The following is a 21,711-nucleotide window of genomic DNA, read 5'->3' as shown; positions in this document are numbered from 1 at the left end:
ATTCCCTCCGAAAATAGTGGCTCCGCTTTTCGCGGCTGACGACTAGGGTGTATTGATCCCTAATCCTCAGGACTCGCCATGCACCCGTATTTCTCCCTGCAAGGCCGCACCGCTCTGGTGACCGGCGGCACCCGTGGTATCGGCAAAATGATCGCCAAAGCCTTTGTCGAGGCTGGCGCTCGTGTTTACGTCTGCTCGCGCGACGCCGAAGCCTGTCATCAAACCGCGGAAGAACTCAGCGCCTTGGGCAAGTGCCACGGCGTGGCGGCGAATCTGGCGACGGAAGAAGGCGTGCAGGAACTGGCCGCGCGCCTGGGCGAGCAGATCACGCATCTGGATATTCTGGTGAACAACGCCGGCACTACTTGGGGCGCGCCGCTGGAGAGCTACCCGGTCAAGGGTTGGGAAAAAGTCATGCAGCTCAACGTGACGTCGGTGTTCAGTTGCATCCAGCAGTTTCTACCGTTGTTGCGCAAGGCGGGTTCGGCGGCGAACCCGGCGCGGATCATCAACATCGGTTCGGTGGCGGGGATTTCTTCGTTTGGCGAGCAGGCGTATGCCTATGGGCCAAGTAAAGCTGCCCTACATCAATTGTCGCGGATTCTCGCGCGGGAACTGGTGAGCCAGCACATCAACGTCAACGTGATTGCGCCGGGGCGCTTTCCGAGCAAGATGACTCAGCATATTGGCAATGATCAGCAGGCATTGGCTGAGGATACGGCGTTGATTCCGATGAAGCGTTGGGGGCGTGAAGAGGAGATGGCGGCGTTGGCGATCAGTCTGGCGAGTACGGCTGGGGCTTACATGACCGGGAATATTATTCCGCTGGATGGTGGGTTCAGCCTCTGAGATTGGCGGTGAAGCTATCGCTGGCAAGCCAGCTCCCACAGGTTCTTCGGTGTACACGGTTATGAGAACACTTGAGAACCCTGTGGGAGCTGGCTCGCCAGCGATGGCGCCCGCCCGACCAGCACCAGACTTGAGGTTGGACGGGTTATCATGCCCACCCTGCCCCGCTTCGAATGCAAACCATGACTTACAGCGTTTCCCCCATCGGCTTCGTGCGTTCCTGCTTCAAGGAGAAATTCGCCATCCCCCGCCAACCGCAACTGGCCCCCGCCGCCCGTGGCGTGCTGGAACTGGTGGCGCCGTTCGATCAGGGTGACGCCGTGCAAGGCCTGGAACAGGTCAGCCATGTGTGGCTGCTGTTTCTGTTCCATCAGGCCCTTGAAGACAAACCGCGCCTGAAAGTGCGCCCGCCACGCCTGGGCGGCAACAAGTCCATGGGCGTGTTCGCCACCCGCGCCACACACCGGCCAAATGGTATCGGCCAATCCGTGGTGAAACTGGACAGGGTCGAAGCCAATCGGCTGTTTATCTCTGGCATTGACCTGCTCGACGGCACGCCGGTTCTCGACATCAAACCCTACGTGCCGTACGCCGATATTATCCCCGGCGCCTCCAACAGCATCGCCAGTGCTGCGCCGCAACTGATTGACGTGCAGTGGACGGACGCTGCACTGAAACAGGCGCACACGCACGCTCAGCGCCTTGGCGAGCCGTTGGTCGAGCTGATCGAGCAGTGCCTGGCGCAGGATCCGCGTCCGGCCTACCAAACCCCGGCGCCAGAACGCGAATACGGCGCGCAATTCTGGGATCTGGATGTGCGCTGGCATTACCCGACGCCTGAGCAGATCCGCGTGCTTGAAGTCATTCCTGCCACGGTCTGATGCCGCACCCAATGTAGGAGCTGCCGAAGGCTGCGATCTTTTGATCTTTCTTTTTAAGATCAAGATCAAAAGATCGCAGCCTTCGGCAGCTCCTACATGGATTGTGGCAAGCATGATGGAAATATTTCAGGCATAAAAAAGCCCCCATTGCCTGCATAGTCAATGGGGGCTTTTTAAGAGAGGCTTACTTCTCGACGAATGCACGCTCGATCAGGTAATCACCCGGCTCGCGCATCCGCGCCGAGATCTTCAGGCCGAAGCTGTCGAGTACTTCGCTGGTCTCGTCGAGCATGCTCGGGCTGCCGCAGATCATCGCGCGGTCGTCCTGCGGATTGATCGGTGGCAGACCGATGTCGCTGAACAACTTGCCGCTGCGCATCAGGTCGGTCAGACGGCCCTGATTCTCGAAAGGCTCACGGGTCACGGTTGGGTAGTAGATCAGCTTGTCACGCAGCGCCTCGCCGAAGAACTCGTTCTGCGGCAGGTGCTCGGTGATGAATTCGCGGTAGGCGACTTCGTTGACGTAACGCACACCGTGAACCAGGATCACTTTTTCAAAGCGCTCGTAGGTTTCCGGGTCCTGAATCACGCTCATGAACGGCGCCAGACCAGTGCCAGTGCTCAGCAGGTACAAATGCTTGCCCGGGTTCAGGTCGTCCAGAACCAGAGTGCCGGTAGGCTTCTTCGAGATGATGATCTCGTCGCCTTCCTTCAAGTGCTGCAGCTGCGAGGTCAGCGGGCCGTCCTGCACCTTGATGCTGAAGAACTCCAGATGCTCTTCCCAGTTCGGGCTGGCGATCGAGTAAGCGCGCATAAGCGGGCGGCCGTTGGGCTGTTGCAGGCCGATCATCACGAACTGACCGTTCTCGAAGCGCAGACCCGGATCGCGGGTGCACTTGAAGCTGAACAGAGTGTCGTTCCAGTGATGAACACTGAGGACACGCTCGTGGTTCATGTTGCTCATGTACGTTTGACTCCTGGATATTGGGTCTGCGCTGGCTTTTGAAGGCGACGGTGCGCAATTGCATCGCATTCTAATAGCGACGACAATATCTGTTAACTGGATTATTAAGATAAGGGTTATCGGTTATATCGATATGCGATTTACTCTCCGTCAACTGCAAGTCTTCGTCGCCGTCGCCCAGCAGGAAAGCGTATCCCGTGCTGCGGGTCTGCTCAACCTCTCGCAGTCGGCCGCGAGCACGTCGATCACCGAACTCGAGCGGCAATCCAGCTGCCAGTTGTTCGACCGCGCCGGTAAACGGCTGAGCCTCAACGCCCTCGGCAAACAGCTGTTGCCGCAGGCGGTGGCTCTGCTCGACCAGGCCAAGGAAATCGAAGACCTGCTCAACGGCAAATCCGGTTTCGGCTCGCTGTCGGTGGGCGCCACGCTGACCATCGGCAATTACCTGGCGACCCTGCTGATCGGCAGTTTCATGCAGCGCCACCCGGAAAGTCAGGTAAAGCTGCACGTGCAGAACACTGCCAATATCGTGCAACAAGTCGCCCACTACGAAATTGATCTGGGTCTAATCGAAGGTGATTGCAGCCACCCGGACATCGAAGTGCAGAGCTGGGTCGAAGATGAGTTGGTGGTGTTCTGCGCGCCGCAACATCCGCTGGCCCAACGCGGCTCCGCGACCATGGAAGAACTGACCCACGAGGCATGGATTCTGCGCGAACAGGGTTCCGGCACGCGCCTGACGTTCGATCAGGCCATGCGGCATCATCGCAGCGCGCTGAATATCCGCCTGGAACTGGAACACACCGAAGCGATAAAACGCGCGGTGGAATCGGGGCTGGGGATTGGCTGCATCTCGCGGCTGGCGCTGCGTGATGCATTCCGCCGTGGCAGTCTGGTGCCGGTGGAGACGCCGGACCTGGACCTGGCGCGGCAGTTCTACTTCATCTGGCACAAGCAGAAGTATCAGACTTCGGCGATGCGCGAGTTTCTCGATCTGTGCCGCGCTTTCACTGCCGGGGTGCAGCGCAGCGACGAGATCGTTTTGCCGACGATTGCTTAAAGCAGAATCACTGCCCACACCAAAGCGATCATGCTCAGTGCGACAAATTGCGCGGCACTGCCCATGTCCTTGGCGTTTTTCGACAGCGGGTGCAGTTCCAGCGAAATGCGGTCGATGGCCGCTTCCACCGCCGAATTCAGCAACTCGACGATCAGCGCCAACAGGCACACAGCAATCAACAGCGCCTGCTCAACGCGGCTGACATTGAGAAAGAACGTCAACGGAATCAGCACGACATTGAGCAGCACCAGTTGGCGGAACGCCGCTTCACCGGTGAAAGCTGCGCGCAGGCCGTCCAGCGAATAACCCGAAGCATTGAGGATACGTTTCAGGCCGGTCTGGCCCTTGAAAGGTGACATAAAGTAGAAACCAACCGAAAAGGAGTGGGGAAGCTAGATCAACAAAAGTCAAAAAAGCGTGAAGACGCCAGCCTTTATTGGCTCGGAATTGACTCAAGTTGTTGCAGCAGTAAAGCCGCTTGCGTGCGGGTGCGCACATTCAGCTTGCGGAAGATCGCCGTGACATGGGCCTTGATGGTCGCTTCCGACACGCTCAGCTCATAGGCAATCTGCTTGTTCAACAGGCCCTCACAGACCATGGTCAACACGCGGAACTGCTGCGGCGTCAGGCTGGCGAGGCCATCGCTGGCGGCTTTGGCTTCGTCGGACACACTGACCGCCTCGAATGCTTGTGGCGGCCAGAACACATCGCCCTCGAGCACTTTGCGCACGGCTTCCTGAATCACGCTGAGGTCGCTGGACTTGGGAATAAAGCCACTGGCGCCGAACTCACGGGATTTGACCATCACCGAAGCTTCTTCCTGCGCCGAAACCATCACCACCGGAATCTGCGGGTACTGTCCGCGAAGCATGACCAGCCCGGAAAAACCGAAAGCGCCGGGCATGTTCAGGTCCAGCAGGACCAGATCCCAGTCAGCCTTTTCGGTCAGACGTGTTTCCAGCTCGGCGATGCTCGCCACCTCCACCAGCCGCACATCCGGGCCAAGGCCCAGCGTCACCGCTTGATGCAGGGCGCTACGAAACAGGGGGTGATCATCGGCAATCAGGATGTCGTATGTGGCCATTTTTCAAATGATCCTGTTTTTGATGGCAGACCCGGTGCATTCCGGCCTGGCCAAAGCAACTCAAGATGCCGCTTGAAAGCGGTATCCACAGGGGCACGTTCAACGCCAATCAACAGCAAACACGGCGTTTCAAACCTTGGCCGCACCCTAATCGGCGCCAAGCATGCCCAGCGAAGACGGGGTGGTCAAGCAGCACGGCCGCTGGCTTGTACAGTATGGGCCACTATTGGGCCAACTCCGGCTGCGGCTTTCGTATATAGGGCAGCAACTCGGCGTGGGCCGGCGTCGATTCATTCATGTCCACTTGCTGTTTGGCGCCGAGGTAATGCTGGCTGAACACGTCGAAATAGGCGTCCAGCGCCGAGGCGGCGTCGCTGTCACCGGCCAGTTCCAGGCACAGCGCCGCGACTTCGGCAGTGCACAAGTGCTCGCTGCGGGTCGAACGGCGCAAGCGGTAGCGTGAGAGTTTGTCGGGCAGCAGACTGAGAATCGGCAAACGATCGAAATACGGGCTCTTGCGGAAAATCTTTCGTGCCTCGGTCCAGGTGGCGTCGAGCAGAATGAACAACGGACGCTTGTTGCTATCGATCGCGACAGTGTTGGTCACTCGCGACGGCTCTACGTATTCGCCGGGAAACACCAGATACGGTTGCCATTGCGGATCATTGAGCAGTGCGAGCATCTGCGGATCGGGCTCGGTACGCGACCAGATAAACGCATGGTTATCGCGCACCACGTCGGCAATCAGCCAACCGGTGTTGCTCGGCTTGAACACTTCCTTGCCGGTCATGATCAGGCACACGCCCGAACGCGTTTCGACACTCGGCCGCCAGGCGCACAGGCAATGGCTGATGATCACCCGGCAATCGCGGCAACGCTCGGAGCGAAAGCCACGGGCCTGAATCGGCTTGATGCCCTCGTCCTCGCGCTGATCGCGCAAGCGGGCTACGGCGTTGGGGGCATGATGGGTCACGGGCAACGCCTTACGGCAGGAAAACTCGACACGCACAGCACTCGGCAGGCAATAAAGGCCGGCAGTTTACCAGAGCGACGGGCACAAGCCTGTACCCTCCCGACCGGCTCCCCTATAATTCGCCGCCACTGAACGCACAGTCACGTGGCTGGTCGAACCACCAGTCACTGAACCAGGAGAGTTTCATGCTGCGCCTTATCGTTCCCACCGCTGCCATTCTGCTGGCGTCGTCCTTCACCGCTCAGGCTGCTTCCCTGAGTGAGCAGAATCTGAACCGCGAGCTGCGCAACGTCGCCGCCCAAAGCAGCGTCGGCACGCCTCGGGCAATCAATGAAGACATTCTTGATCAGGGCTACACCGTTGAAGGCACTCAGTTGATCAACCACCTGAGCGTACAGAAGAGCCACGCCGACAAAATGCGCGCTGACCCTAAAGCTGTGTATTTTCAGTTGGGCGCCTCGGTGTGCAACAACCCGTCGTACCGCAAGCTGATGGCCAAGGGTGCGATCATGCGTTACGACTTCACTGAAGTGAAAACCAACAAGGCGATCGGCTCCGCCAGCTACCAGGAATCGGATTGCCCGAAAGCTGCCCCGGCGAAGAAGAAGTAACTATCGCGAATTGGCGCGCCGCTGTTCATCCTCGGCGCGCAGTTCCGCCAGCAAGGCCTGCAAATAGTGCGAACGGCGCTCGCCACCCGCCAAGCGCCGGCAGCACTCCTCTTCGAGACTGAGCTGATTGGTCTCGGCTGCCGCTTTCAACATTCGATACAGCTGCGTATCGATCTCCAGAATCACTCTGGCCATATGTCTCGCCTCCTTGCCACCTGCAAATCCTTGAATCGCGTGCACCTGACCTACAGTTATTGACCTGAAGCTGTCGTAAGGCGCCTGTATGTTAGTAAATCAGAGCGATTGCAGCTCGGCGCACGTTCGGACGAGCGGTGAAGCAACGTGCGGAAAATCAATAAACGGTTGCCAGCCAAAACTTTACAGCGCAATGATCAAGTCAGCGCAAATGCGCGCCAGGGTCTAGATTCAGAGTATTCCCGATCATTTTTCAACGGCAGGAAAGGAACTGCCGATCGTGTGTTTTTTGCAGCGCGGCCCTGACGCCGCTCGTCAGGGCCATCCGCTCTGTGCAGAAGGAGACGTTGAATGCCTTACCAACCGAATGACTTGCTCAGCCGTCATTTTCAGGAAAGCGGCCCCGACCTCATCAGCAAGGTCGAAGAACAACTCAACCGTGTTTCCCCCAACAGCCCGAATATTCCTATCTACCGCGACATGATCCTGACCGTGCTGCGCATGGCCCAGGAAGACCACAACCGCTGGAACGCCAAGATCACCTTGCAAGCCCTGCGCGAACTGGAGCAGGCCTTTCGGGTGCTGGAGCAGTTCAAGGGCCGACGCAAAGTCACCGTGTTCGGCTCGGCGCGCACGCCGGCCGAACATCCGCTGTATGCCATGGCCCGCGAACTCGGGGCAGCATTGACCCGCTCGGGGATGATGGTCATTACCGGCGCCGGGGGCGGCATCATGGCCGCCGCGCATGAAGGTGCCGGCCGCGATCACAGCCTAGGCTTCAATATCACCCTGCCCTTCGAACAGCACGCCAACCCGACGGTGGGCGGCACCAGCAATCTGTTGCCGTTCCACTTTTTCTTCACGCGAAAACTGTTTTTCGTCAAAGAAGCCGACGCGCTGGTCTTGTGCCCGGGCGGGTTCGGCACACTGGATGAAGCACTGGAAGTACTGACATTGATCCAGACCGGTAAAAGTCCATTGGTGCCGGTGGTGCTGCTGGATGCGCCGGGCGGCACGTTCTGGCAAGGCGCGATGGACTTCATCCGCCAGCAACTGGAGAGCAACCACTACATTTTGCCGACCGACATGAAACTGATGCGACTGGTCTACAGCGTCGACGAGGCGGTGGAGCAGATCAACCAGTTCTACAGCAACTTCCACTCCAGTCGCTGGCTCAAACGACAATTTGTGATCCGCATGAATCACAAGCTCAGCGATCAAGCGCTGGAACACATGCAGGAGGCTTTTGCCGATCTGTGCCTGAGCGATCAGTTTCATCAACACGCCTACGCCGGCGAGGAACACGATGAAGCGCAGTACAGCCATCTGGTGCGGCTGGCCTTCGCCTTCAATGCCCGCACCCACGGGCGCTTGAGGGAGTTGATCGACTACATCAACCTGCCGGAAAACTGGGCCGACTCCAGGCCGCAAACAGCACAACGCAGCCGCGAGCCGTCAAAGGCAATCTGAAGGCAAAAAAAAACGGCCCGCTATTTTCATAGCGGGCCGTTTTTATTGAATCGGTTTAATCGTCCATCCCTCGACCGCTGAACAAGCGGTTGATCATCTCCATCGAGAACCCCCGATACGCCAGGAACCGGCCCTGTTTGGCCCGTTCTTTCGCATCAATCGGTAAATGCCCGGAGAACTTCCGGCGCCACGTCTCCTGCAGTTGTTCCTGCCAACTGATACCGCTTTCGCGCAGGGCGAGTTCTATATCGGCGCGTTGCAAACCGCGTTGACTCAGCTCTTCACGAATCCGCAGAGGGCCATATCCGGAACGGGCGCGGTAGGAAACAAAACTTTCAAGATAACGGGCTTCGGAAAGCAGCCCCTCTTCCGTCAAACGGTCGAGGGCTGTTTCGATCATCTCCGCCTCAGCGCCGCGTTGACGCAGTTTGCGCGTCAGCTCGACTCGACCGTGCTCGCGGCGTGCGAGCAGGTCCATGGCGGTTCGCCGCACCGCGACGAGGGTATCGAGTACGGCGGTGGTCATCGCTGCAATCAGATATCAGCGTCGGCCAGGTCGTCTTCAGTCTCTTTGACTGCAGAGGCCTTGGAGTCGGCGATCACTGCTGGCGACAGCAGTTTGTCACGCAGTTGCTTCTCGAGCTTCGCGGCGATTTCCGGGTTGTCCGCCAGGAACTTGGCCGAGTTGGCCTTGCCCTGACCGATCTTGGTGCCTTCGTAGGCATACCAGGCGCCGGACTTCTCGACGAAACCGTGCAGCACGCCCAAGTCGATCATCTCGCCATTGAGGTAGATGCCCTTGCCGTAAAGAATCTGGAACTCGGCCTGACGGAACGGCGAAGCGACCTTGTTCTTCACAACCTTGACGCGGGTTTCGCTGCCGACCACTTCGTCGCCTTCCTTCACCGCGCCGGTACGGCGGATGTCAAGACGAACCGAGGCGTAGAACTTCAGCGCGTTACCACCGGTGGTAGTTTCCGGGCTACCGAACATCACGCCGATCTTCATGCGGATCTGGTTGATGAAGATCACCAGGCAGTTGGCGTTCTTGATGTTACCGGTGATTTTACGCAGCGCCTGGGACATCAGACGGGCTTGCAGGCCCACGTGCATGTCACCCATTTCGCCTTCGATTTCAGCCTTCGGTACCAGGGCTGCCACGGAGTCGACAATGATCACGTCAACCGCGTTGGAGCGCACCAGCATGTCGGTGATTTCCAGGGCCTGTTCGCCGGTGTCCGGCTGCGACACCAGCAGGTCGTCGACGTTGACGCCCAGCTTGCCGGCGTACTCAGGGTCGAGGGCGTGTTCGGCGTCGACGAATGCGCAGGTCGCACCGGCTTTTTGCGCTTGGGCGATCACGGACAAAGTAAGCGTGGTTTTACCGGAAGATTCAGGACCGTAGATTTCAACGATACGGCCTTTTGGCAGGCCGCCGATGCCGAGTGCGATGTCCAGACCCAGAGAGCCGGTGGAAATGGCCGGGATCGCCTGACGGTCCTGATCGCCCATACGCATTACGGCACCCTTGCCGAATTGACGTTCGATCTGACCCAGGGCCGCAGCCAAGGCTTTCTTCTTGTTGTCGTCCATTAAAGTCCTCACGTAATCAATAAGGCCTGACGGCCAACACCTGTATAAGTAGCCAGTATTATTCCACAGCGTTCGCGGATCGCCTACCCCTGATTTTCGATTTCTCGTGCCGCTAGTCGCAGGAGCCCCTCTAGCGCGGCCTTCACCGTTTGTCGGCGGACGTCATCGCGGTTGCCGGGGAAGTGTTGAACCTCACTGGTCACCGTCTCGCCAACGCCCCAGGCCAACCACACCGTGCCGACCGGTTTGTTCGGCGAGCCACCGTCCGGCCCGGCCACACCACTGACTGCTACGGCAAATCGCGCCAGGCTTTTGTCCTGGGCACCACGCACCATCGCCTCAACGACCTCGCGACTGACGGCGCCGACCGACTCGAACAACTCGGCCGGCACATTCAATTGCTGGGTTTTCTGCCGATTGGAGTACGTGACATAACCTGCCTCGAACCACGCCGAACTGCCCGGGATTCGGGTGATGGCTTCGGCAATCCCGCCTCCGGTACAGGATTCAGCGGTAGTGACGTGGGCATTGAGCAGTTGCAAACGTCGGCCCAGGTCGGCGGCCAGTTGAGTGATCTCTTTCACGGCGTGCTCCGGATCGTGTGGAATGCCTCCACCGTACACGAGCCGGTTGCGCTTTCAATACACAGACTCATTCAAAATGTGCAGGCGCCAGCGCTCTGACATACGCCTGACACGCCTGCAAGGCAATCAGTCCACGGTCGCCGCTGGCGGTGATGGCGATAATTCGTTGAGCATGCGCCGGGTCAAGTCGGGCGCGTACGGTTGCATGATCCACGCTGCTGGCGCTGGCGGCGGCTGGCACGTTGCAGCCTGGGGCAACGTCGCTGGCGTCGAGAAGGACTGACAGGCGCACATCAGCAGTAGCAAGACGATCGCGCAGGCGATCCTGATCACGTTGGGCATCACTGAGTGCTCGATAGTGGGTTTGCTCACTGGTCGCGAGCCGCTGCTCCAGCGCCAGGCGTTTATCCTGCTCGGCCTGTTGCGCGGTGGCGGCGGTCTGCTTCAGTTGATTGAGGGTTTCGGCGTTTAACCGGGCCTGCTCGGCCAATTGCCGTTCGTAACGCCACGCCTGAAACTGCCAGGCTGCGGCAAACGCACTAGTGGCCAGCAACGAGATGCCGATCACTCGCCAGGGGATTGGCATAGCACCGCCCTCGCCCGCGCCCAGATTTCCAGGCGATCCTGCAAGCCATTCAACCCGCCGTTGATTCGCCGGGTGATGGTGTTGAACTGCTCGCGATCGGCGAGTTCATTCAAGCCATTCTTTTCCCAGAACCACGCGGCGGATTCGGCGGCCCATCGCGGCTGTTCGAGCAATTCAGGCAAGGGCAGCAGCCGTTCATCGCCGAACAGGCCGAGACTGCATTCGCGATAGTTACTGCGCCCGGTGATCTGAATCAGCCCGCGACCACGATACTTCTGCCCGTCGCCGTCAGCCTCCGGGGTGTTGCCCAAACGCAAGGCCAACGTACCGGTGTCATATTTGCTCAGGTATTGGTTATTGCCCAATTCCCGCACGTAGCGCAGTTGCCCCGACTCATGGCCGATTTGCGCGAGGAACGCCGCGACACGCTTGGGCGAGTCGATATGACGGCGAGCCATGGCACTGTTGAGCGCAGAAACAAAAACGCCCGCTTGGGAGCGGGCGTTGGGCATGATGTCGATAAGGTTGTTTTCAGTTATTTGCATAATGCTTGATCCTCCCTGGATATTGCCCCGATTGAATCATGGTTGGCGGCCAATGCCTGTCAGCCATTTTTTTGCCAGAGTTTTCAGGGTGCTGTCCGGCGCAGGTTCCTCGGGTGATGCGAAGAACCAACCGAGGGTGCCGAAGTTGGCGGTCCAGTTGATTTGCGGTGCAGGAGTGATTTCAGTGATGTCGACCCAAAGCAGATCCGGGTGAAACATCTCGGCCATATTGCCTTCGGTGGAGAACAGTTCGACCACAGTGCAGTTGACGATGCGTGCGTAGGTTTTCATCAGGCGTACTCGTAGATGATCACGGCGCCTGAAGCACCTGCGCCACCAGGTCTGCCAGGTTGACTGGGTGCGTTGGCAATTCCTCCCGCACCGGAACCCAAACCGGAGCCTGGTGCGGCCAGAGAGCCTGCTGCGCTGTTGCCAAAACCGCCTCCACCCAACGGCGAGCTGCCACCGTGCCCAGCAAGGGTCGAGCCGTTGACAGAGATCCCGGGAGCGCCCGCGTTTCCCGCGCTGTTGACGATGTTGCCTCCACTGGCCGACTGGCCGGGATAGCCTCCGGTATAAAGTCCCATCCCCTGGTTCGCAACAAAGCCAATCCACGGCGACCCTCCACCACCGGCAGCCGAAACCAGCGAGCCAAAAGAACTGGTACCACCACCTCCGGCATTCGCCGCTGCGAGTCCCGCGCTTCCGCCAGTCCCCACCGTGACAGCCTGACGAGAACCAATCGCCTCGGAAGGTAACCACGCTTCAGCATAACTACCGGAGGCGCCGCCACCCACGGTTGCATATTGGGAAGTTGTGGTCGCCCCGACTCCCGCACTTCCACCACCACCGCCCACAACCTTGACCAGAACGTGCTTCGTCCCGGCTATCGGCTCATAGGTGCCGGATACGGTAAACGTCTTTACCCCCAACAACCGGCCGCTCGCAGCATTACCACCGCTCGCATACACCAGCACCCAACTGTCCAGCGCCGCGCTGTACACCACCGAACACACACTGCTGCCGACAATCTCCGCTGGCCGCAATGCACTCAGCCCAAGGCTCAATAACGGCTTGGGCAGCAGCCATTCGGTGCGAACGTGCTGGCTCCAGTGTTGGCATTACCAGCGGTAAAGCGCAGCGCCAGACCGTCCTTCAACGTAGTGATGACCGGCACGTAGTTGGCCATGTACAGATTGGCGGCGCCGATATCGGTCGCATGCTTGTCTTCACCGGCCTGACTGATTTTTTTCAGCGCCTGCAACAGCTGCGTCGCATCGGTTTCGTTTGGTTCAAGACCCGCAGATTTGACGACGTTCAACAATTCATCGGTAACGCTGTTGCCCCAGGTCGCCGGGATCAACGATCCGGGCAATCCCGCGACAACATCTTCATTGACGAATTTGCCATTCACCAGTCCGACGCTGGGAACGCTTTTTTGATAGTCCATTTCAACTTCCCTGATGACTTACAGCGCAGCAGCCAACCACTTCGGCGCTACCGGCCGATGCTCGCCGAACGGAAAAAAGGAACCCTGCGGCCAGTCGCGCAATTCACGGCGATACGTCTGCAATTGGGCATATTGCTCTGTGGTAAGCGTCGTGCCGCCGCCGTCTTCCAACTCATCGCGATCACGCGCCACCAACCCGTCGGTGGCGGCCAGTTGCGCGGTGCGCCAACGGCGCTCGGCGTCAGCCGCTTCATCGGCCGAAGGAGGCGCAGGATCGACCAGAATCGGATAGCCGTTATCCGCACGCACGCCGATCACCTTTGCCGCAACGGCCAATTGCTGCAGCAGCGAGATCCAGTAAGTCTGAGGAATCTCGATGACATCGTCGGGAATGTCAGTTGAGTTGATACCCGGTACATAAACGCCCCGGGTGCTGGCGCTGAACAAAACGTTGAACGGATTCATTCAATAGCCCTTTGCGTAATAATTGATGCCCCAACCCGCAGCGACGCTGCCGCTGTAATCACGAACCTTGAGCTTGCAGCCTTGTTGCTTTCCAGAACCCGCAATCAGGATGACCATCGCCCCGTCACCGCCGGCATGAGTGGCCACCAGAGAAGAAAAGGCTGTAGGAAAAGAGATTGGGAAAATGACGTCGACTTCGCCCTTCGCATCCGTTGTGCCGACACCCCATTGCTCAATGTTGCCGCTGGCAAACCGTTGGTAACCGACGTTGCCATAGACGCCCGAATGGGCCGTGGCATAACGATCGCTGATCGACCCTCCGTACAGCCGCCATTGGCTCGCCAGTTTGATCAGGCATGCGGAGTCGCCGAGTCCGAGTTTCAGCGACCCGAACGTGCCGTTGCAGGTTTCAATTTGCTCGTTTGCGGCGGGGTTGATGGTCAGAACACCGTTGCCCGCATTGATCACGTGTAGCGTGCTGGCATGGGCAATGCCATTGATGGAGGGCAACGTTGCCGTGATCGGCGTTGCGCTGGCGAAACTCGCCACGCCCCCCACGTGGGCTACGGTCAGGACAGTGCTGGTCGGGTAAGAAACGAAGCCGGAAAACTGCAGACCCGCGCGGGCGACGAACTCGGTAGTGGCAACCGCTTTGCCTTGATTGAATTGCGGCGCCGTGACGAACAGGTTGTTGCTGCGCAGCGCACTGAGCAGTTGATTATTGGCGGCCTCCGTCGGTGTCAGCCCTGCGCTCTGGATGACCGTCAACAACTCTTGCGTAACACCATTACCCCAACTGGCCGGAATCAACGACCCTGGCTTGCCCGTCAGTAAATCTTCATCGACAAACTTGCCATCTACCAACCCGGCGCTAGGAACACTCTTTGGATAATCCATGATTCAACTCCTTGTTTAAAAATGCCTGAGACCAGTCAATCCGCATTGGCGACCCACCATTGCGGTGCTATCGGGCGAGAAACCGCCGTCGGGAAACCTTCAGCCTCAGGCCAGTCACGCAGCGCCTGGCGGTACTCCAGCAACTCCAGATACTGCGCGGCCTTGAGCGTCGTCCCACGCCCCAGCGCCTGCTCGTCGCGATGCCGCGTCACCCACCATTCAGTGGCCGACAGACTGGACTGACGCCACGTTCGCGCTGCCGTCAAAGGCTCTTGCTCCTCGACGACAGTTTCAGGAATGACGACAGGATTGCCCATGACCGGTAACGGCGCGAGCTCATGGCGCAGTTCACTGAGGGGCGCGCCGATATCAACGTGCATGCCCTCCGCCACCTGCACCATCGTCTCGACGAAAGCGGGGGCAAACAGTTGGGCGATCGCATAGTCACCGGTATCGATCAGCTCGACGGCGACACCATTTTCCACTCGTGCATAACGGGCCATTATTCGTACTCCCAGATTTCACAAAAGGCGTTGCCGCCGGCACCGCCCACGAAGGAATTTGTCAGATGTGATGAGCATGAACCGCTGCCTCCCGAGCCACGGATGCCTGTTACTCCCGGATTGTGTACGCCCTTGTACGGACCGCCTCCGTCGAACGGACTCGCGGCTCCACCTCCGGAGAGCATTCCCCAGTTAGCGTTGAACATTGCGTAGCCACCGGTGATGCCACGTGCATTGGCGAGATTGCCACCCACCGCGTCTTGGCCACCGAGGCCACCTTGAACATACCCGGAGGCAGAAGTTGAGGTATCAATGTTCAGGATCTGTGCACCGCCGCCGCCTGCCACGCTCATGAATGAGCCGAAGGAGGCCCCGCCGCCGCCCAGCCCCATCGTGGGGCCGACCGCACCACCCGCACCCAACGAAACAGGCACGCCGGCAAGCATTTGTGGAGTCACGTCATACAGACTCTCCGCATAGGCACCCGAACCACCTCCTCCGCCAATACGTAAATTACTGGCGGCAACAGGCGCACAACCACCACCCGATCCACCCGCCCCGACCAGCCGTACACGAATCCGTTTGGCCCTCGGGTTGGGCTTGTAAACCGTGATCCCGACCGTCTCGATCTGCCGGACCGCCAGCAGCCGCCCGACCGCGTCGATGATGCCGTAGCCACTCAAGGTCGTCGGGGTGTTTTTCAGTTTGGTGAAGTCGACCAGAGCACCGATCGCGGTCGCCAACTGATCGGTTTTCGTCTCATCGGGAGTCAGCCCCGCCGCCTTGATCGCATTGAGAATTTCCTGTGTGACGCTGTTGCCCCACGCGGCCGGGATCAACGATCCCGGCGTACCCGCCACCGGGTTTTCATCGACGAAGCCGCCGTTGACCAGTCCCACGCCGGGGATAGTTTTTGGATAATCCATTGCACTGCTTCCTGTGCTGAAATCAGTTGGCTACGGTTGCGCCGGGGGCAACTGGCCAGGTAACTTCATCGGGAAAACCGGCCTGTTTTTCGATACGGTTCAGCTCTACGCTATAGAGCTTCCATTCGATCAGCAGCAGTTGTTCGTCATGGCTGGCATCGCCGATGTCTTCGGCGTATTGCAGCGGGGCGATGCGCAGGACGGCGTCGCGTAGCAGTGCGTCGCGCTGGTCGAGGCATTGTTGTCTGACGCTCGACAAGCGAGCCTGCTCATCCGACACCCAGGCATTGTCGCGCCAGACATGGAACTCACCTGGCCATGGCTGTGCGGTCAGGGTGTCTGGCAGCTCTCCCAACTCGGTCCAGATTTGTTGAGCGCCGCCGTCCTTGCGATAAACCACACCGCGGCGGTCAATCACTTCACGGGGTACGCCGTTGATGAGCGCCCAGCTACGACCGGCCTCCGGCTCAGGCAACTCGTACGCCAGCTCAACAGCATTGCCGGGTAGCTGGATGCCGATGCCCGGCGTGACAATGAACTCGACAGGCCCGGACAGGGCGCCCGCGCCATCAAATAGATAATTGAACATACAGTGCCTCAGATGAGTTTGATGCGGCCGGGATAGGCGATGTTGCGAGGGCGGGATTTGAAGGCGTAAAGCAGCGTTGCAGCAGTGTCCCTTTGGTACGTGGTATTGACCGGAAAGATCGGGCCACCATTGACCAGCCCTGAAACGTATTGGGGTTCTTCACGGGTATCTGCACCAAAGTTGGTCAGGCTATCCGTCCAGTAAGCACCCACGGCACCTCCGCCATTGGCACCTTGGGCATAGGAGTGTGTCGAGCCGGGTTGAAAGGTGCCCATTACGCGCCCTGAGTCCACACCACGACCTTCATCCAGCACCCGCAGGAATTCCCCTCGCCCCTCAGGGCCACGAAAGGTCGTCGCACCGTCACCCGTGGTCCATTTCCCCTCGGTGCCTACGCGTAAAGCTTCTGCACCCAACATCCCTGATTGCTGGGCGTGATCCCAGAGCCACGGCCACTCCGCGCGTTTCATGACGGTGCCATTGAGCGCGCCATATCCGCCGGGGCTGAGCATGATGGTCGTCTCGAAAAACGGCCGCCCCAACGGCGTATTGTCAAAGCGTCCGACCGGCCACCAGCTCCCGGCCCCATCACTGCGCAAATGCCACCAGTCACCACCGCCCATCAACACGAAAAATGGATACCCGCTGGCCGCAAGATGCGTATGAAAGCGGATGCGATCCGTGCCCGACGCCTGGATGACCAGGCGGTTGCCGCTATTGTCCACACGCCGCACAATCACATCACGCACACCGAGTGCGGCGTTGGCCGGTGGTAGCAGCAAGGTCACCGGACCGGGGCTGCCATCGATCAGAACGAGGCCAAGTTCAGCATCGATCAGGGTTTTCGACGCGGCCAGTCGGGTGATAACCGAGCGCATCGGACTGGTACTGCTGATGATCGACTGGATCGCCTTGTACAGCTGTCCGGTATCCGCCTCGGAGGCCACCAACCCACCGCCGGTAATCACACCCAGAATCTCCTGAGTCACACTGTTGCCCCACACCGCCGGGATCAACGATCCCGGCGTACCCGCCACCGGGTTTTCATCGACGAAGCGGCCATCGACCAGGCCGACGCTGGGGACGCTTTTTGGATAATCCATAGGTTGTTCGTTCCTTTGAAATGACAAATGACCGGCATCGGCACAGTGCTTTCTGCATGCCTGATCACGGTCTGTTTTCAGAAAATAAAAAGCCCACATTGACGTGGGCCTGGATGACGCAGAACTGAGGTTTTTGATTTAGCTGGATGGACCGTTGACCCGTTCGCGAATGGCGACCAATGCTTCGTCAGCAGCGCTGCGCGCTAGATCCATCTTGCCCTTGGCAGCTTGAGCGCGAATCTGCGCTTTGGCTTTCAGTCGCAGAGTCCGCAGGATCAGCAAATGGTCGGTCAGTTGATCGGCCTTGCTGAGAATCTGCTCGGCGGCCTGTTTGGCGGTGCGACCTTTGACCACCCAGGCTGCGACCGACAGCGGCACTTCCTTTTTCGGGTAACCGGCGTTTTGATAGGCCTGAGCATCGGCGGCGGCCTGGGTGTATTCCATGGCTTTGAGCGGGTCGCCGGCCAGTGCGGTACGAGCATTGTCAGCGGCGGCATCGACTTTGCTGCACAGCTGCTCGGCTTCCTGCTGTTCCAGCTCGGCGGTTCTGGCGGGATTCAGCTGCCACTTTTCGCCATCCCAATCATGAGCAACAGAAGGTTGTGCCGGGCGCAGACCGTCCTCGAACTGATGCAGTTCTTGAATGATGATCATCGGATCAACTCCCAGGAAAAACTGATGTTGACCGCTGCGGTGAAATTGACAGCGATACCCGATGCATAGTCAGACAAACCGTGACTCTTGAGCCCCATGCTGAACAGCAGTTCATCGCTTGCGGCGTTGCTGGCGCCCCAAGTGTGTTCCGTTTGGTAGCTCTGCCAAAGCGAGCGCAATTCAGAATGGTCAAAGCTGGCAGTAAGGGTCGAGACGGTCGTGTCACTCACGACGTTGCTGGAGAAAATCAATACAGGTGCATTTGCAGTTGCCCAGCCGTCCCAGTTACTGGATGTTCCAATCGTCGGGTTCAAGAAACAGTAATTGCCACCGAGCCACCCTGCGGGTGCAAACCCGACAGAACTGATAGCCGTCGGATGCGGCGTCGGATTGCCCACCACCAGCCGCGCCGCCCGCGCATGTGGATCGAGTGGAAGGTAAACCACACCATTGCCGTTAACTGTCTGCGTCCACGACAAGCGACTGCGGTTATAAATCGGCCGGACAATCGGTACCGAGCCGGGACCAGCCGTCACCACCCATGCCAGACAAAGATCCAGCGTCGTCGATTGGAAACCGCCTCCCGCCGCACCATTGATCGTACCCTTCAAACCCTCTGGAGTAGCGTCATAGATCGTGCCGCGCTGCATGTAGAAGGTCAGCACGCCGGCAACCACTTGCGCACGCAGAAAGTAACCAGAGTTAGGCAACAGATCGGCACTGCTCCAGGCTTGTGTCGTAAACGTGCGCGGACGACCCAACTGACCTGCCAGCACTTCCTGGCCCAGGCTGATCAGTACACCGGGCAGAATCGATAACCGCCCGCCACTGGTAGCAAACGCGGTCGGCGTGATGGGCAATCGCCCGTCTGCCGTAGCAACGGTAGCGATTGGCAAGGCGCCAATCGGCAACGCCGAATCCAGATTCCAGCCCTTGGCCGAAACGCTCTGAATCGCCTGCAACAACTGATCGTATTTCTTCTCGTCCGGGGTCAGATCCCCGGCCTTGATCACATTGAGGATTTCCTGTGTAACCCCATTCCCCCAATCCGCCGGAATCAATGATCCCGGCGTCCCGGTCATCGGGTTTTCATCGACAAACTTCCCATTCACCAGACCGGCGCTGGGCACACTGTTCGGATAATCCATCCCCTCATTCCTCCCTAGTCATAATTGATGTGCACCTTGGTATGCGCCGGGGCACTGCGGTGAATCAGGCATTCCAGCGCCGAACCCGGGTTGACGCCGAAGCGCTCACCCCAATAACTCGCGCCGTAACGCCGGCCAAGCAGCAAGCGTCCGCCGGTGTTGAGCGTCCACATGAACTGCGCCTCCCAGGTGCCCCAATGCGCCGAGCCGAAACGCGAGCGGCCCATACGCGGGGCTTCGAGTTCGGTGATGGTGGCGTTGGGGTAGCCCTGGCTTTTGGCGATGTCGAGGTAGTAACCGACGGCCTGGCTGCCAACCGCGAGCAAGCGGCGGCGGACGGCGAGGCGGCGGTCGTCGAACAGTGGCGTGGCGCCCAGGCACGGGTCGGGCAGGTTCATCACCCGTTCCCAGTCCGGCACCAGTTCGCTGACGCCGGCCGGGTCCATCTCGTTGAGCAGGTCAGCGGCACGGGCATCGAGGCGGGCCAGTTCGACGGCGACGCCTTGCAGCACTTCTTCGAGTTCCGGCACGCGTTCCGGGTCCCACGCCGGGCCACTGGGCAGCAAGGCGCGCAGTTGCGCCTGATATTGCGCGGCGGTTCTTATGCCCCCCATACGCAGCCTCCGAAGGTGAGCAGTTCGCTTTGCCCGGCAGGCACGTCAGCGGCCGGCGCGGTCAGGGTGTGATCGTACTCACCACCGGCGCTGCTGATGGCTTCGCGGATATGGCTGATCAGCAACGGCACACCCAGATCGGCCTCGCGGTTGTGCAGGTCGCGCAACTGCGCTTCAACGGCGGCGCGCACGGCGCTGGTGTCCGGATTGACGCTCTTGAAGCGATACACCACCGGCACCTGAATCGGCCGCTGCACGTGCACTTCTGCGGTCACCGGCCGCAGCGGTTCGATGTACGCCTGAACCTCCGCCAGTTGCTCATCGTTGGGCACCGGTTGCGGGTCTTCATCACGCATGATGAACACCGTTACCGTGCCCGGCCCGAGCAAGCCACCACGACACCAGGCGCGGGTCACGCCCGGCACTTCCAGCGCCCAGGTCTCGTAGTCACTGGCCGAACCGCCATGGGGAATGACACGGTAGGAACGAATCACCCGCGAGCGCAGCGATTCCAGACTTTCCCGCGCCACACCGCCGCTGAGGCCCGGCGCCAGCACCACGAAGCTGTTGCCGACGACGCCGGTAATCGGCTGCACCGGGTTCAGTGCCAGACCGGCGTCGGCATTACCGAGGCTGCCGGCATCCAGCGCGGCGATGGTGGTGGTGTTGCTGCCATTGGCCGTGGTGCGTGCGGCGGTGACTTTGTAGGTACGGCCATCGTTCGCTTGCAGCAGCGTGTCGACATCCAGCACGGCACCGGCGGTGGCGGTAAAACTGACGCTGCCGGTGGCGACTTGCGCGGGTTTGCGCGGTTGGTTCAGACGCAGTGCGGCAATGCGCTCCAGGGTCGACTCATCAGCCTTGTCGGGCAGGATCTGCTCGGCAATCCAGTCGAGATAACCGTACAGGCCATAAGCGGCGCCGCCGAGAGTACGGGCCAGCACTTGCGCATCGGACTGGCGCAGCGAATCGCCGGCCAGGTCGCTTTGGGTGCGCTTGATCAGCACCGGCAGCGAAGGGGTTTCAAACGGCATAGATCACCTGCCAACTGTTATCGGGGTTGATGTCCAGACGTTCGCCGTCAGCCAGGGTCAGGACCGTGCGCAGGTTCAGGCGCTGGGCGTCGAGGCGTTCGCTGATGATGTCGATGGCGCTGCAGTGGCCGTCGTCGATCAGCCATTGCAAGGCTTCGCGGGCATAGAACTCGGCGTCCATCTGCGTTTGTCGGGTCAATTTCACCCGCCTCAGTAGCCATAGCCGCGAGCCGATGCGATCGTCGGCGACGGTGGGAAAGGTATCGCCCCACCAGCCGAAACGTTCTTCGTCGTCGAGGGCGTCGTCATCGGCGGCGCGGCGCCAGGTGAACAGGCTGATGAGTACGGCGCGGGTCAGCGCGGCGTGGAGGTTCGGGCTGATCAGCATCACTGGCCTCCTGCCGGCGCGCCGGTCTGGCCGCTGCCGGCCTGTACGCCGACGTGCACGTGTTTGATCTGGCTGATGCCGCCGGCGAGTTGATCGCCGGTGGAGACGATCTTGCCGGTCTGGTTGATCACCGGCGTATCGAAGTTCACCGCGCTGCTGGCGCGGATGTTCAGCGTGACGGTTTCAATGTCGATGATCCGCCCGCGCTTGAAATGAATCTTGTCGCCTTCGTCGGTGTAGATCGCCACTTCGCCCGCAGCCAGCGATTGCAGGCGATAACGGCGGTCGGCGATCACCAGGGCGATGGCGTGGGAGCGGTCGCCGCCGAGAAAGGTGACGACACCTTCGGCGCCGGCCAGCGGATGACTGGTGAAGCCGTAGGGTTCGAAGTGTTCCATGTCGTCGTTCACTTCGCCGGCGGTGAGGCGCATTTGCAGCGATTGCAGCTTGGATGCCGAGTTGGCGAGCACGACAGTGCCGCGCGCCAGCAGGCGTGTCAGTAGGCTCATGCTTGGTTCCTGTAAGAAACGGGCCGAGGTCAAAAG

General features: G+C 59.8%; 28 protein-coding genes and 1 pseudogene. 5 read left to right on the top strand and 24 right to left on the bottom strand.

The features are described from left to right. The first annotated feature begins 78 nt into the window (after window positions 1–78). Together M9827_RS02585 and tsaA are read left to right on the top strand one after the other, a co-directional pair. Window positions 79–849, top strand: coding sequence for an SDR family oxidoreductase (locus M9827_RS02585; protein ID WP_093436415.1), 771 nt, complete (start codon window positions 79–81; stop codon window positions 847–849). Between the two features lie 182 nt (window positions 850–1,031). Then, window positions 1,032–1,730, top strand: a complete 699-nt coding sequence (gene tsaA / locus M9827_RS02580) for a tRNA (N6-threonylcarbamoyladenosine(37)-N6)-methyltransferase TrmO (protein WP_250603197.1) — start codon at window positions 1,032–1,034, stop codon at window positions 1,728–1,730. Between the two features lie 184 nt (window positions 1,731–1,914). Here the strand turns inward: tsaA and fpr are convergent, their stop codons facing one another. After that, window positions 1,915–2,694 carry a ferredoxin-NADP reductase gene (fpr, locus tag M9827_RS02575; RefSeq protein WP_007908723.1) on the bottom strand — a complete coding sequence of 260 codons (780 nt, stop codon included), beginning with the start codon at window positions 2,692–2,694 and terminating at the stop codon, window positions 1,915–1,917. Window positions 2,695–2,827: 133 nt separating this feature from the next. On the opposite strand from fpr, the gene M9827_RS02570 reads away from it, so the two are divergent. Further along, window positions 2,828–3,754: a LysR family transcriptional regulator gene (locus tag M9827_RS02570; RefSeq protein WP_038358063.1), complete on the top strand. Its 927-nt coding sequence runs from the start codon at window positions 2,828–2,830 to the stop codon at window positions 3,752–3,754. On the opposite strand, the gene M9827_RS02565 is transcribed toward M9827_RS02570, so the two are convergent. The 3 genes from M9827_RS02565 to M9827_RS02555 all read right to left on the bottom strand — a co-directional run bounded on the left by M9827_RS02565 (window position 3,751) and on the right by M9827_RS02555 (window position 5,811). Beyond that, a complete protein-coding gene (locus M9827_RS02565; RefSeq protein WP_003222276.1) occupies window positions 3,751–4,113 on the bottom strand; it encodes a diacylglycerol kinase in 363 nt (120 codons plus the stop codon). The genes M9827_RS02570 and M9827_RS02565 overlap by 4 nt on opposite strands. Window positions 4,114–4,187: 74 nt before the next feature. Next, a complete protein-coding gene (gene erdR / locus M9827_RS02560; RefSeq protein WP_250603195.1) occupies window positions 4,188–4,838 on the bottom strand; it encodes a response regulator transcription factor ErdR in 651 nt (216 codons plus the stop codon). Window positions 4,839–5,061: 223 nt separating this feature from the next. Continuing rightward, window positions 5,062–5,811, bottom strand: coding sequence for a tRNA-uridine aminocarboxypropyltransferase (locus tag M9827_RS02555; RefSeq protein WP_250603193.1), 750 nt, complete (start codon window positions 5,809–5,811; stop codon window positions 5,062–5,064). A gap of 185 nt (window positions 5,812–5,996) precedes the next feature. Here M9827_RS02555 and M9827_RS02550 point away from each other — a divergent pair, with 185 nt between their 5' ends. Next, complete coding sequence (locus tag M9827_RS02550) at window positions 5,997–6,422, top strand: PA3611 family quorum-sensing-regulated virulence factor (RefSeq protein ID WP_007908738.1); 426 nt, start codon at window positions 5,997–5,999, stop codon at window positions 6,420–6,422. Here M9827_RS02550 and M9827_RS02545 read toward each other — a convergent pair whose 3' ends face one another. After that, on the bottom strand, window positions 6,423–6,617 hold the full coding sequence (locus tag M9827_RS02545) for a hypothetical protein (protein ID WP_077571372.1): 195 nt from the start codon (window positions 6,615–6,617) through the stop codon (window positions 6,423–6,425). 351 nt (window positions 6,618–6,968) lie between these two features. Here M9827_RS02545 and M9827_RS02540 point away from each other — a divergent pair, with 351 nt between their 5' ends. Further along, window positions 6,969–8,087 (top strand): LOG family protein, encoded by a 1,119-nt coding sequence (locus M9827_RS02540; protein ID WP_250603191.1) that lies wholly within the window; start codon window positions 6,969–6,971, stop codon window positions 8,085–8,087. 55 nt (window positions 8,088–8,142) lie between these two features. Here M9827_RS02540 and recX read toward each other — a convergent pair whose 3' ends face one another. The 19 genes and pseudogenes from recX to M9827_RS02445 form a co-directional block, all read right to left on the bottom strand. Then, on the bottom strand, window positions 8,143–8,613 hold the full coding sequence (gene recX, locus M9827_RS02535) for a recombination regulator RecX (RefSeq protein WP_095112456.1): 471 nt from the start codon (window positions 8,611–8,613) through the stop codon (window positions 8,143–8,145). Window positions 8,614–8,621: 8 nt separating this feature from the next. After that, window positions 8,622–9,680, bottom strand: a complete 1,059-nt coding sequence (gene recA / locus M9827_RS02530; RefSeq protein ID WP_090282065.1) for a recombinase RecA — start codon at window positions 9,678–9,680, stop codon at window positions 8,622–8,624. 83 nt (window positions 9,681–9,763) lie between these two features. After that, a complete protein-coding gene (locus M9827_RS02525) occupies window positions 9,764–10,264 on the bottom strand; it encodes a CinA family protein (protein WP_250603189.1) in 501 nt (166 codons plus the stop codon). A gap of 67 nt (window positions 10,265–10,331) precedes the next feature. After that, window positions 10,332–10,850 (bottom strand): lysis system i-spanin subunit Rz, encoded by a 519-nt coding sequence (locus M9827_RS02520; protein ID WP_250603187.1) that lies wholly within the window; start codon window positions 10,848–10,850, stop codon window positions 10,332–10,334. After that, window positions 10,829–11,395: a glycoside hydrolase family 19 protein gene (locus tag M9827_RS02515; RefSeq protein ID WP_250603185.1), complete on the bottom strand. Its 567-nt coding sequence runs from the start codon at window positions 11,393–11,395 to the stop codon at window positions 10,829–10,831. The genes M9827_RS02520 and M9827_RS02515 overlap by 22 nt, the downstream gene beginning before the upstream one ends. Before the next feature lie 36 nt (window positions 11,396–11,431). Beyond that, on the bottom strand, window positions 11,432–11,686 hold the full coding sequence (locus tag M9827_RS02510; RefSeq protein WP_250603183.1) for a hypothetical protein: 255 nt from the start codon (window positions 11,684–11,686) through the stop codon (window positions 11,432–11,434). Continuing rightward, window positions 11,686–12,845 (bottom strand): annotated as a pseudogene (locus M9827_RS02505) (glycine-rich domain-containing protein). The gene M9827_RS02510 and the pseudogene M9827_RS02505 overlap by 1 nt, the downstream one beginning before the upstream one ends. 18 nt (window positions 12,846–12,863) lie before the next feature. Continuing rightward, a complete protein-coding gene (locus M9827_RS02500) occupies window positions 12,864–13,310 on the bottom strand; it encodes a tail fiber assembly protein (protein WP_093436448.1) in 447 nt (148 codons plus the stop codon). Continuing rightward, window positions 13,311–14,207, bottom strand: coding sequence for a gp53-like domain-containing protein (locus M9827_RS02495; RefSeq protein ID WP_093436451.1), 897 nt, complete (start codon window positions 14,205–14,207; stop codon window positions 13,311–13,313). A 35-nt stretch (window positions 14,208–14,242) separates the two neighbouring features. Then, window positions 14,243–14,710: a phage tail assembly chaperone gene (locus M9827_RS02490; RefSeq protein WP_250603181.1), complete on the bottom strand. Its 468-nt coding sequence runs from the start codon at window positions 14,708–14,710 to the stop codon at window positions 14,243–14,245. After that, window positions 14,710–15,636 (bottom strand): glycine-rich domain-containing protein, encoded by a 927-nt coding sequence (locus tag M9827_RS02485; RefSeq protein WP_250603179.1) that lies wholly within the window; start codon window positions 15,634–15,636, stop codon window positions 14,710–14,712. Before M9827_RS02485 ends, M9827_RS02490 begins: the two co-directional genes overlap by 1 nt. A gap of 22 nt (window positions 15,637–15,658) precedes the next feature. Further along, window positions 15,659–16,225, bottom strand: coding sequence for a tail fiber assembly protein (locus M9827_RS02480; protein ID WP_250603177.1), 567 nt, complete (start codon window positions 16,223–16,225; stop codon window positions 15,659–15,661). 8 nt (window positions 16,226–16,233) lie between these two features. After that, a complete protein-coding gene (locus M9827_RS02475) occupies window positions 16,234–17,328 on the bottom strand; it encodes a phage tail protein (protein WP_250603175.1) in 1,095 nt (364 codons plus the stop codon). A 138-nt stretch (window positions 17,329–17,466) separates the two neighbouring features. Continuing rightward, window positions 17,467–17,982 (bottom strand): phage tail protein, encoded by a 516-nt coding sequence (locus M9827_RS02470; RefSeq protein WP_250603173.1) that lies wholly within the window; start codon window positions 17,980–17,982, stop codon window positions 17,467–17,469. Beyond that, the gene (locus M9827_RS02465; RefSeq protein ID WP_250603171.1) at window positions 17,979–19,130 is read right to left on the bottom strand and encodes a phage tail protein; all 1,152 of its coding nucleotides are present in this window, start codon (window positions 19,128–19,130) and stop codon (window positions 17,979–17,981) included. Before M9827_RS02465 ends, M9827_RS02470 begins: the two co-directional genes overlap by 4 nt. A 14-nt stretch (window positions 19,131–19,144) precedes the next feature. Then, on the bottom strand, window positions 19,145–19,744 hold the full coding sequence (locus M9827_RS02460) for a YmfQ family protein (RefSeq protein WP_095112473.1): 600 nt from the start codon (window positions 19,742–19,744) through the stop codon (window positions 19,145–19,147). Beyond that, window positions 19,732–20,778, bottom strand: a complete 1,047-nt coding sequence (locus M9827_RS02455) for a baseplate J/gp47 family protein (protein WP_250603169.1) — start codon at window positions 20,776–20,778, stop codon at window positions 19,732–19,734. Before M9827_RS02455 ends, M9827_RS02460 begins: the two co-directional genes overlap by 13 nt. Then, complete coding sequence (locus M9827_RS02450; RefSeq protein WP_093436478.1) at window positions 20,768–21,166, bottom strand: phage GP46 family protein; 399 nt, start codon at window positions 21,164–21,166, stop codon at window positions 20,768–20,770. The genes M9827_RS02455 and M9827_RS02450 overlap by 11 nt, the downstream gene beginning before the upstream one ends. Continuing rightward, a complete protein-coding gene (locus tag M9827_RS02445) occupies window positions 21,166–21,675 on the bottom strand; it encodes a phage baseplate assembly protein V (protein WP_250603167.1) in 510 nt (169 codons plus the stop codon). The genes M9827_RS02450 and M9827_RS02445 overlap by 1 nt, the downstream gene beginning before the upstream one ends. Window positions 21,676–21,711: the final 36 nt, after the last annotated feature.

The organism is Pseudomonas sp. AKS31 (genome assembly GCF_023634765.1).
Lineage (GTDB): Bacteria > Pseudomonadota > Gammaproteobacteria > Pseudomonadales > Pseudomonadaceae > Aquipseudomonas.
This window is presented reverse-complemented; position numbering and strand designations above follow the sequence as displayed.

Coding starts and splice junctions, on each gene's coding strand:
- M9827_RS02585 (WP_093436415.1), top strand. CDS start 79: ATGCACCCGTATTTCTCCCTGCAAGGCCGCACCGCTCTGGTGACCGGC.
- tsaA (WP_250603197.1), top strand. CDS start 1,032: ATGACTTACAGCGTTTCCCCCATCGGCTTCGTGCGTTCCTGCTTCAAG.
- fpr (WP_007908723.1), bottom strand. CDS start 2,694: ATGAGCAACATGAACCACGAGCGTGTCCTCAGTGTTCATCACTGGAAC.
- M9827_RS02570 (WP_038358063.1), top strand. CDS start 2,828: ATGCGATTTACTCTCCGTCAACTGCAAGTCTTCGTCGCCGTCGCCCAG.
- M9827_RS02565 (WP_003222276.1), bottom strand. CDS start 4,113: ATGTCACCTTTCAAGGGCCAGACCGGCCTGAAACGTATCCTCAATGCT.
- erdR (WP_250603195.1), bottom strand. CDS start 4,838: ATGGCCACATACGACATCCTGATTGCCGATGATCACCCCCTGTTTCGT.
- M9827_RS02550 (WP_007908738.1), top strand. CDS start 5,997: ATGCTGCGCCTTATCGTTCCCACCGCTGCCATTCTGCTGGCGTCGTCC.
- M9827_RS02545 (WP_077571372.1), bottom strand. CDS start 6,617: ATGGCCAGAGTGATTCTGGAGATCGATACGCAGCTGTATCGAATGTTG.
- M9827_RS02540 (WP_250603191.1), top strand. CDS start 6,969: ATGCCTTACCAACCGAATGACTTGCTCAGCCGTCATTTTCAGGAAAGC.
- recX (WP_095112456.1), bottom strand. CDS start 8,613: ATGACCACCGCCGTACTCGATACCCTCGTCGCGGTGCGGCGAACCGCC.
- recA (WP_090282065.1), bottom strand. CDS start 9,680: ATGGACGACAACAAGAAGAAAGCCTTGGCTGCGGCCCTGGGTCAGATC.
- M9827_RS02520 (WP_250603187.1), bottom strand. CDS start 10,850: ATGCCAATCCCCTGGCGAGTGATCGGCATCTCGTTGCTGGCCACTAGT.
- M9827_RS02515 (WP_250603185.1), bottom strand. CDS start 11,395: ATGCAAATAACTGAAAACAACCTTATCGACATCATGCCCAACGCCCGC.
- M9827_RS02510 (WP_250603183.1), bottom strand. CDS start 11,686: ATGAAAACCTACGCACGCATCGTCAACTGCACTGTGGTCGAACTGTTC.
- M9827_RS02500 (WP_093436448.1), bottom strand. CDS start 13,310: ATGAATCCGTTCAACGTTTTGTTCAGCGCCAGCACCCGGGGCGTTTAT.
- M9827_RS02495 (WP_093436451.1), bottom strand. CDS start 14,207: ATGGATTATCCAAAGAGTGTTCCTAGCGCCGGGTTGGTAGATGGCAAG.
- M9827_RS02490 (WP_250603181.1), bottom strand. CDS start 14,710: ATGGCCCGTTATGCACGAGTGGAAAATGGTGTCGCCGTCGAGCTGATC.
- M9827_RS02485 (WP_250603179.1), bottom strand. CDS start 15,636: ATGGATTATCCAAAAACTATCCCCGGCGTGGGACTGGTCAACGGCGGC.
- M9827_RS02480 (WP_250603177.1), bottom strand. CDS start 16,225: ATGTTCAATTATCTATTTGATGGCGCGGGCGCCCTGTCCGGGCCTGTC.
- M9827_RS02475 (WP_250603175.1), bottom strand. CDS start 17,328: ATGGATTATCCAAAAAGCGTCCCCAGCGTCGGCCTGGTCGATGGCCGC.
- M9827_RS02470 (WP_250603173.1), bottom strand. CDS start 17,982: ATGATCATCATTCAAGAACTGCATCAGTTCGAGGACGGTCTGCGCCCG.
- M9827_RS02465 (WP_250603171.1), bottom strand. CDS start 19,130: ATGGATTATCCGAACAGTGTGCCCAGCGCCGGTCTGGTGAATGGGAAG.
- M9827_RS02460 (WP_095112473.1), bottom strand. CDS start 19,744: ATGGGGGGCATAAGAACCGCCGCGCAATATCAGGCGCAACTGCGCGCC.
- M9827_RS02455 (WP_250603169.1), bottom strand. CDS start 20,778: ATGCCGTTTGAAACCCCTTCGCTGCCGGTGCTGATCAAGCGCACCCAA.
- M9827_RS02450 (WP_093436478.1), bottom strand. CDS start 21,166: ATGCTGATCAGCCCGAACCTCCACGCCGCGCTGACCCGCGCCGTACTC.
- M9827_RS02445 (WP_250603167.1), bottom strand. CDS start 21,675: ATGAGCCTACTGACACGCCTGCTGGCGCGCGGCACTGTCGTGCTCGCC.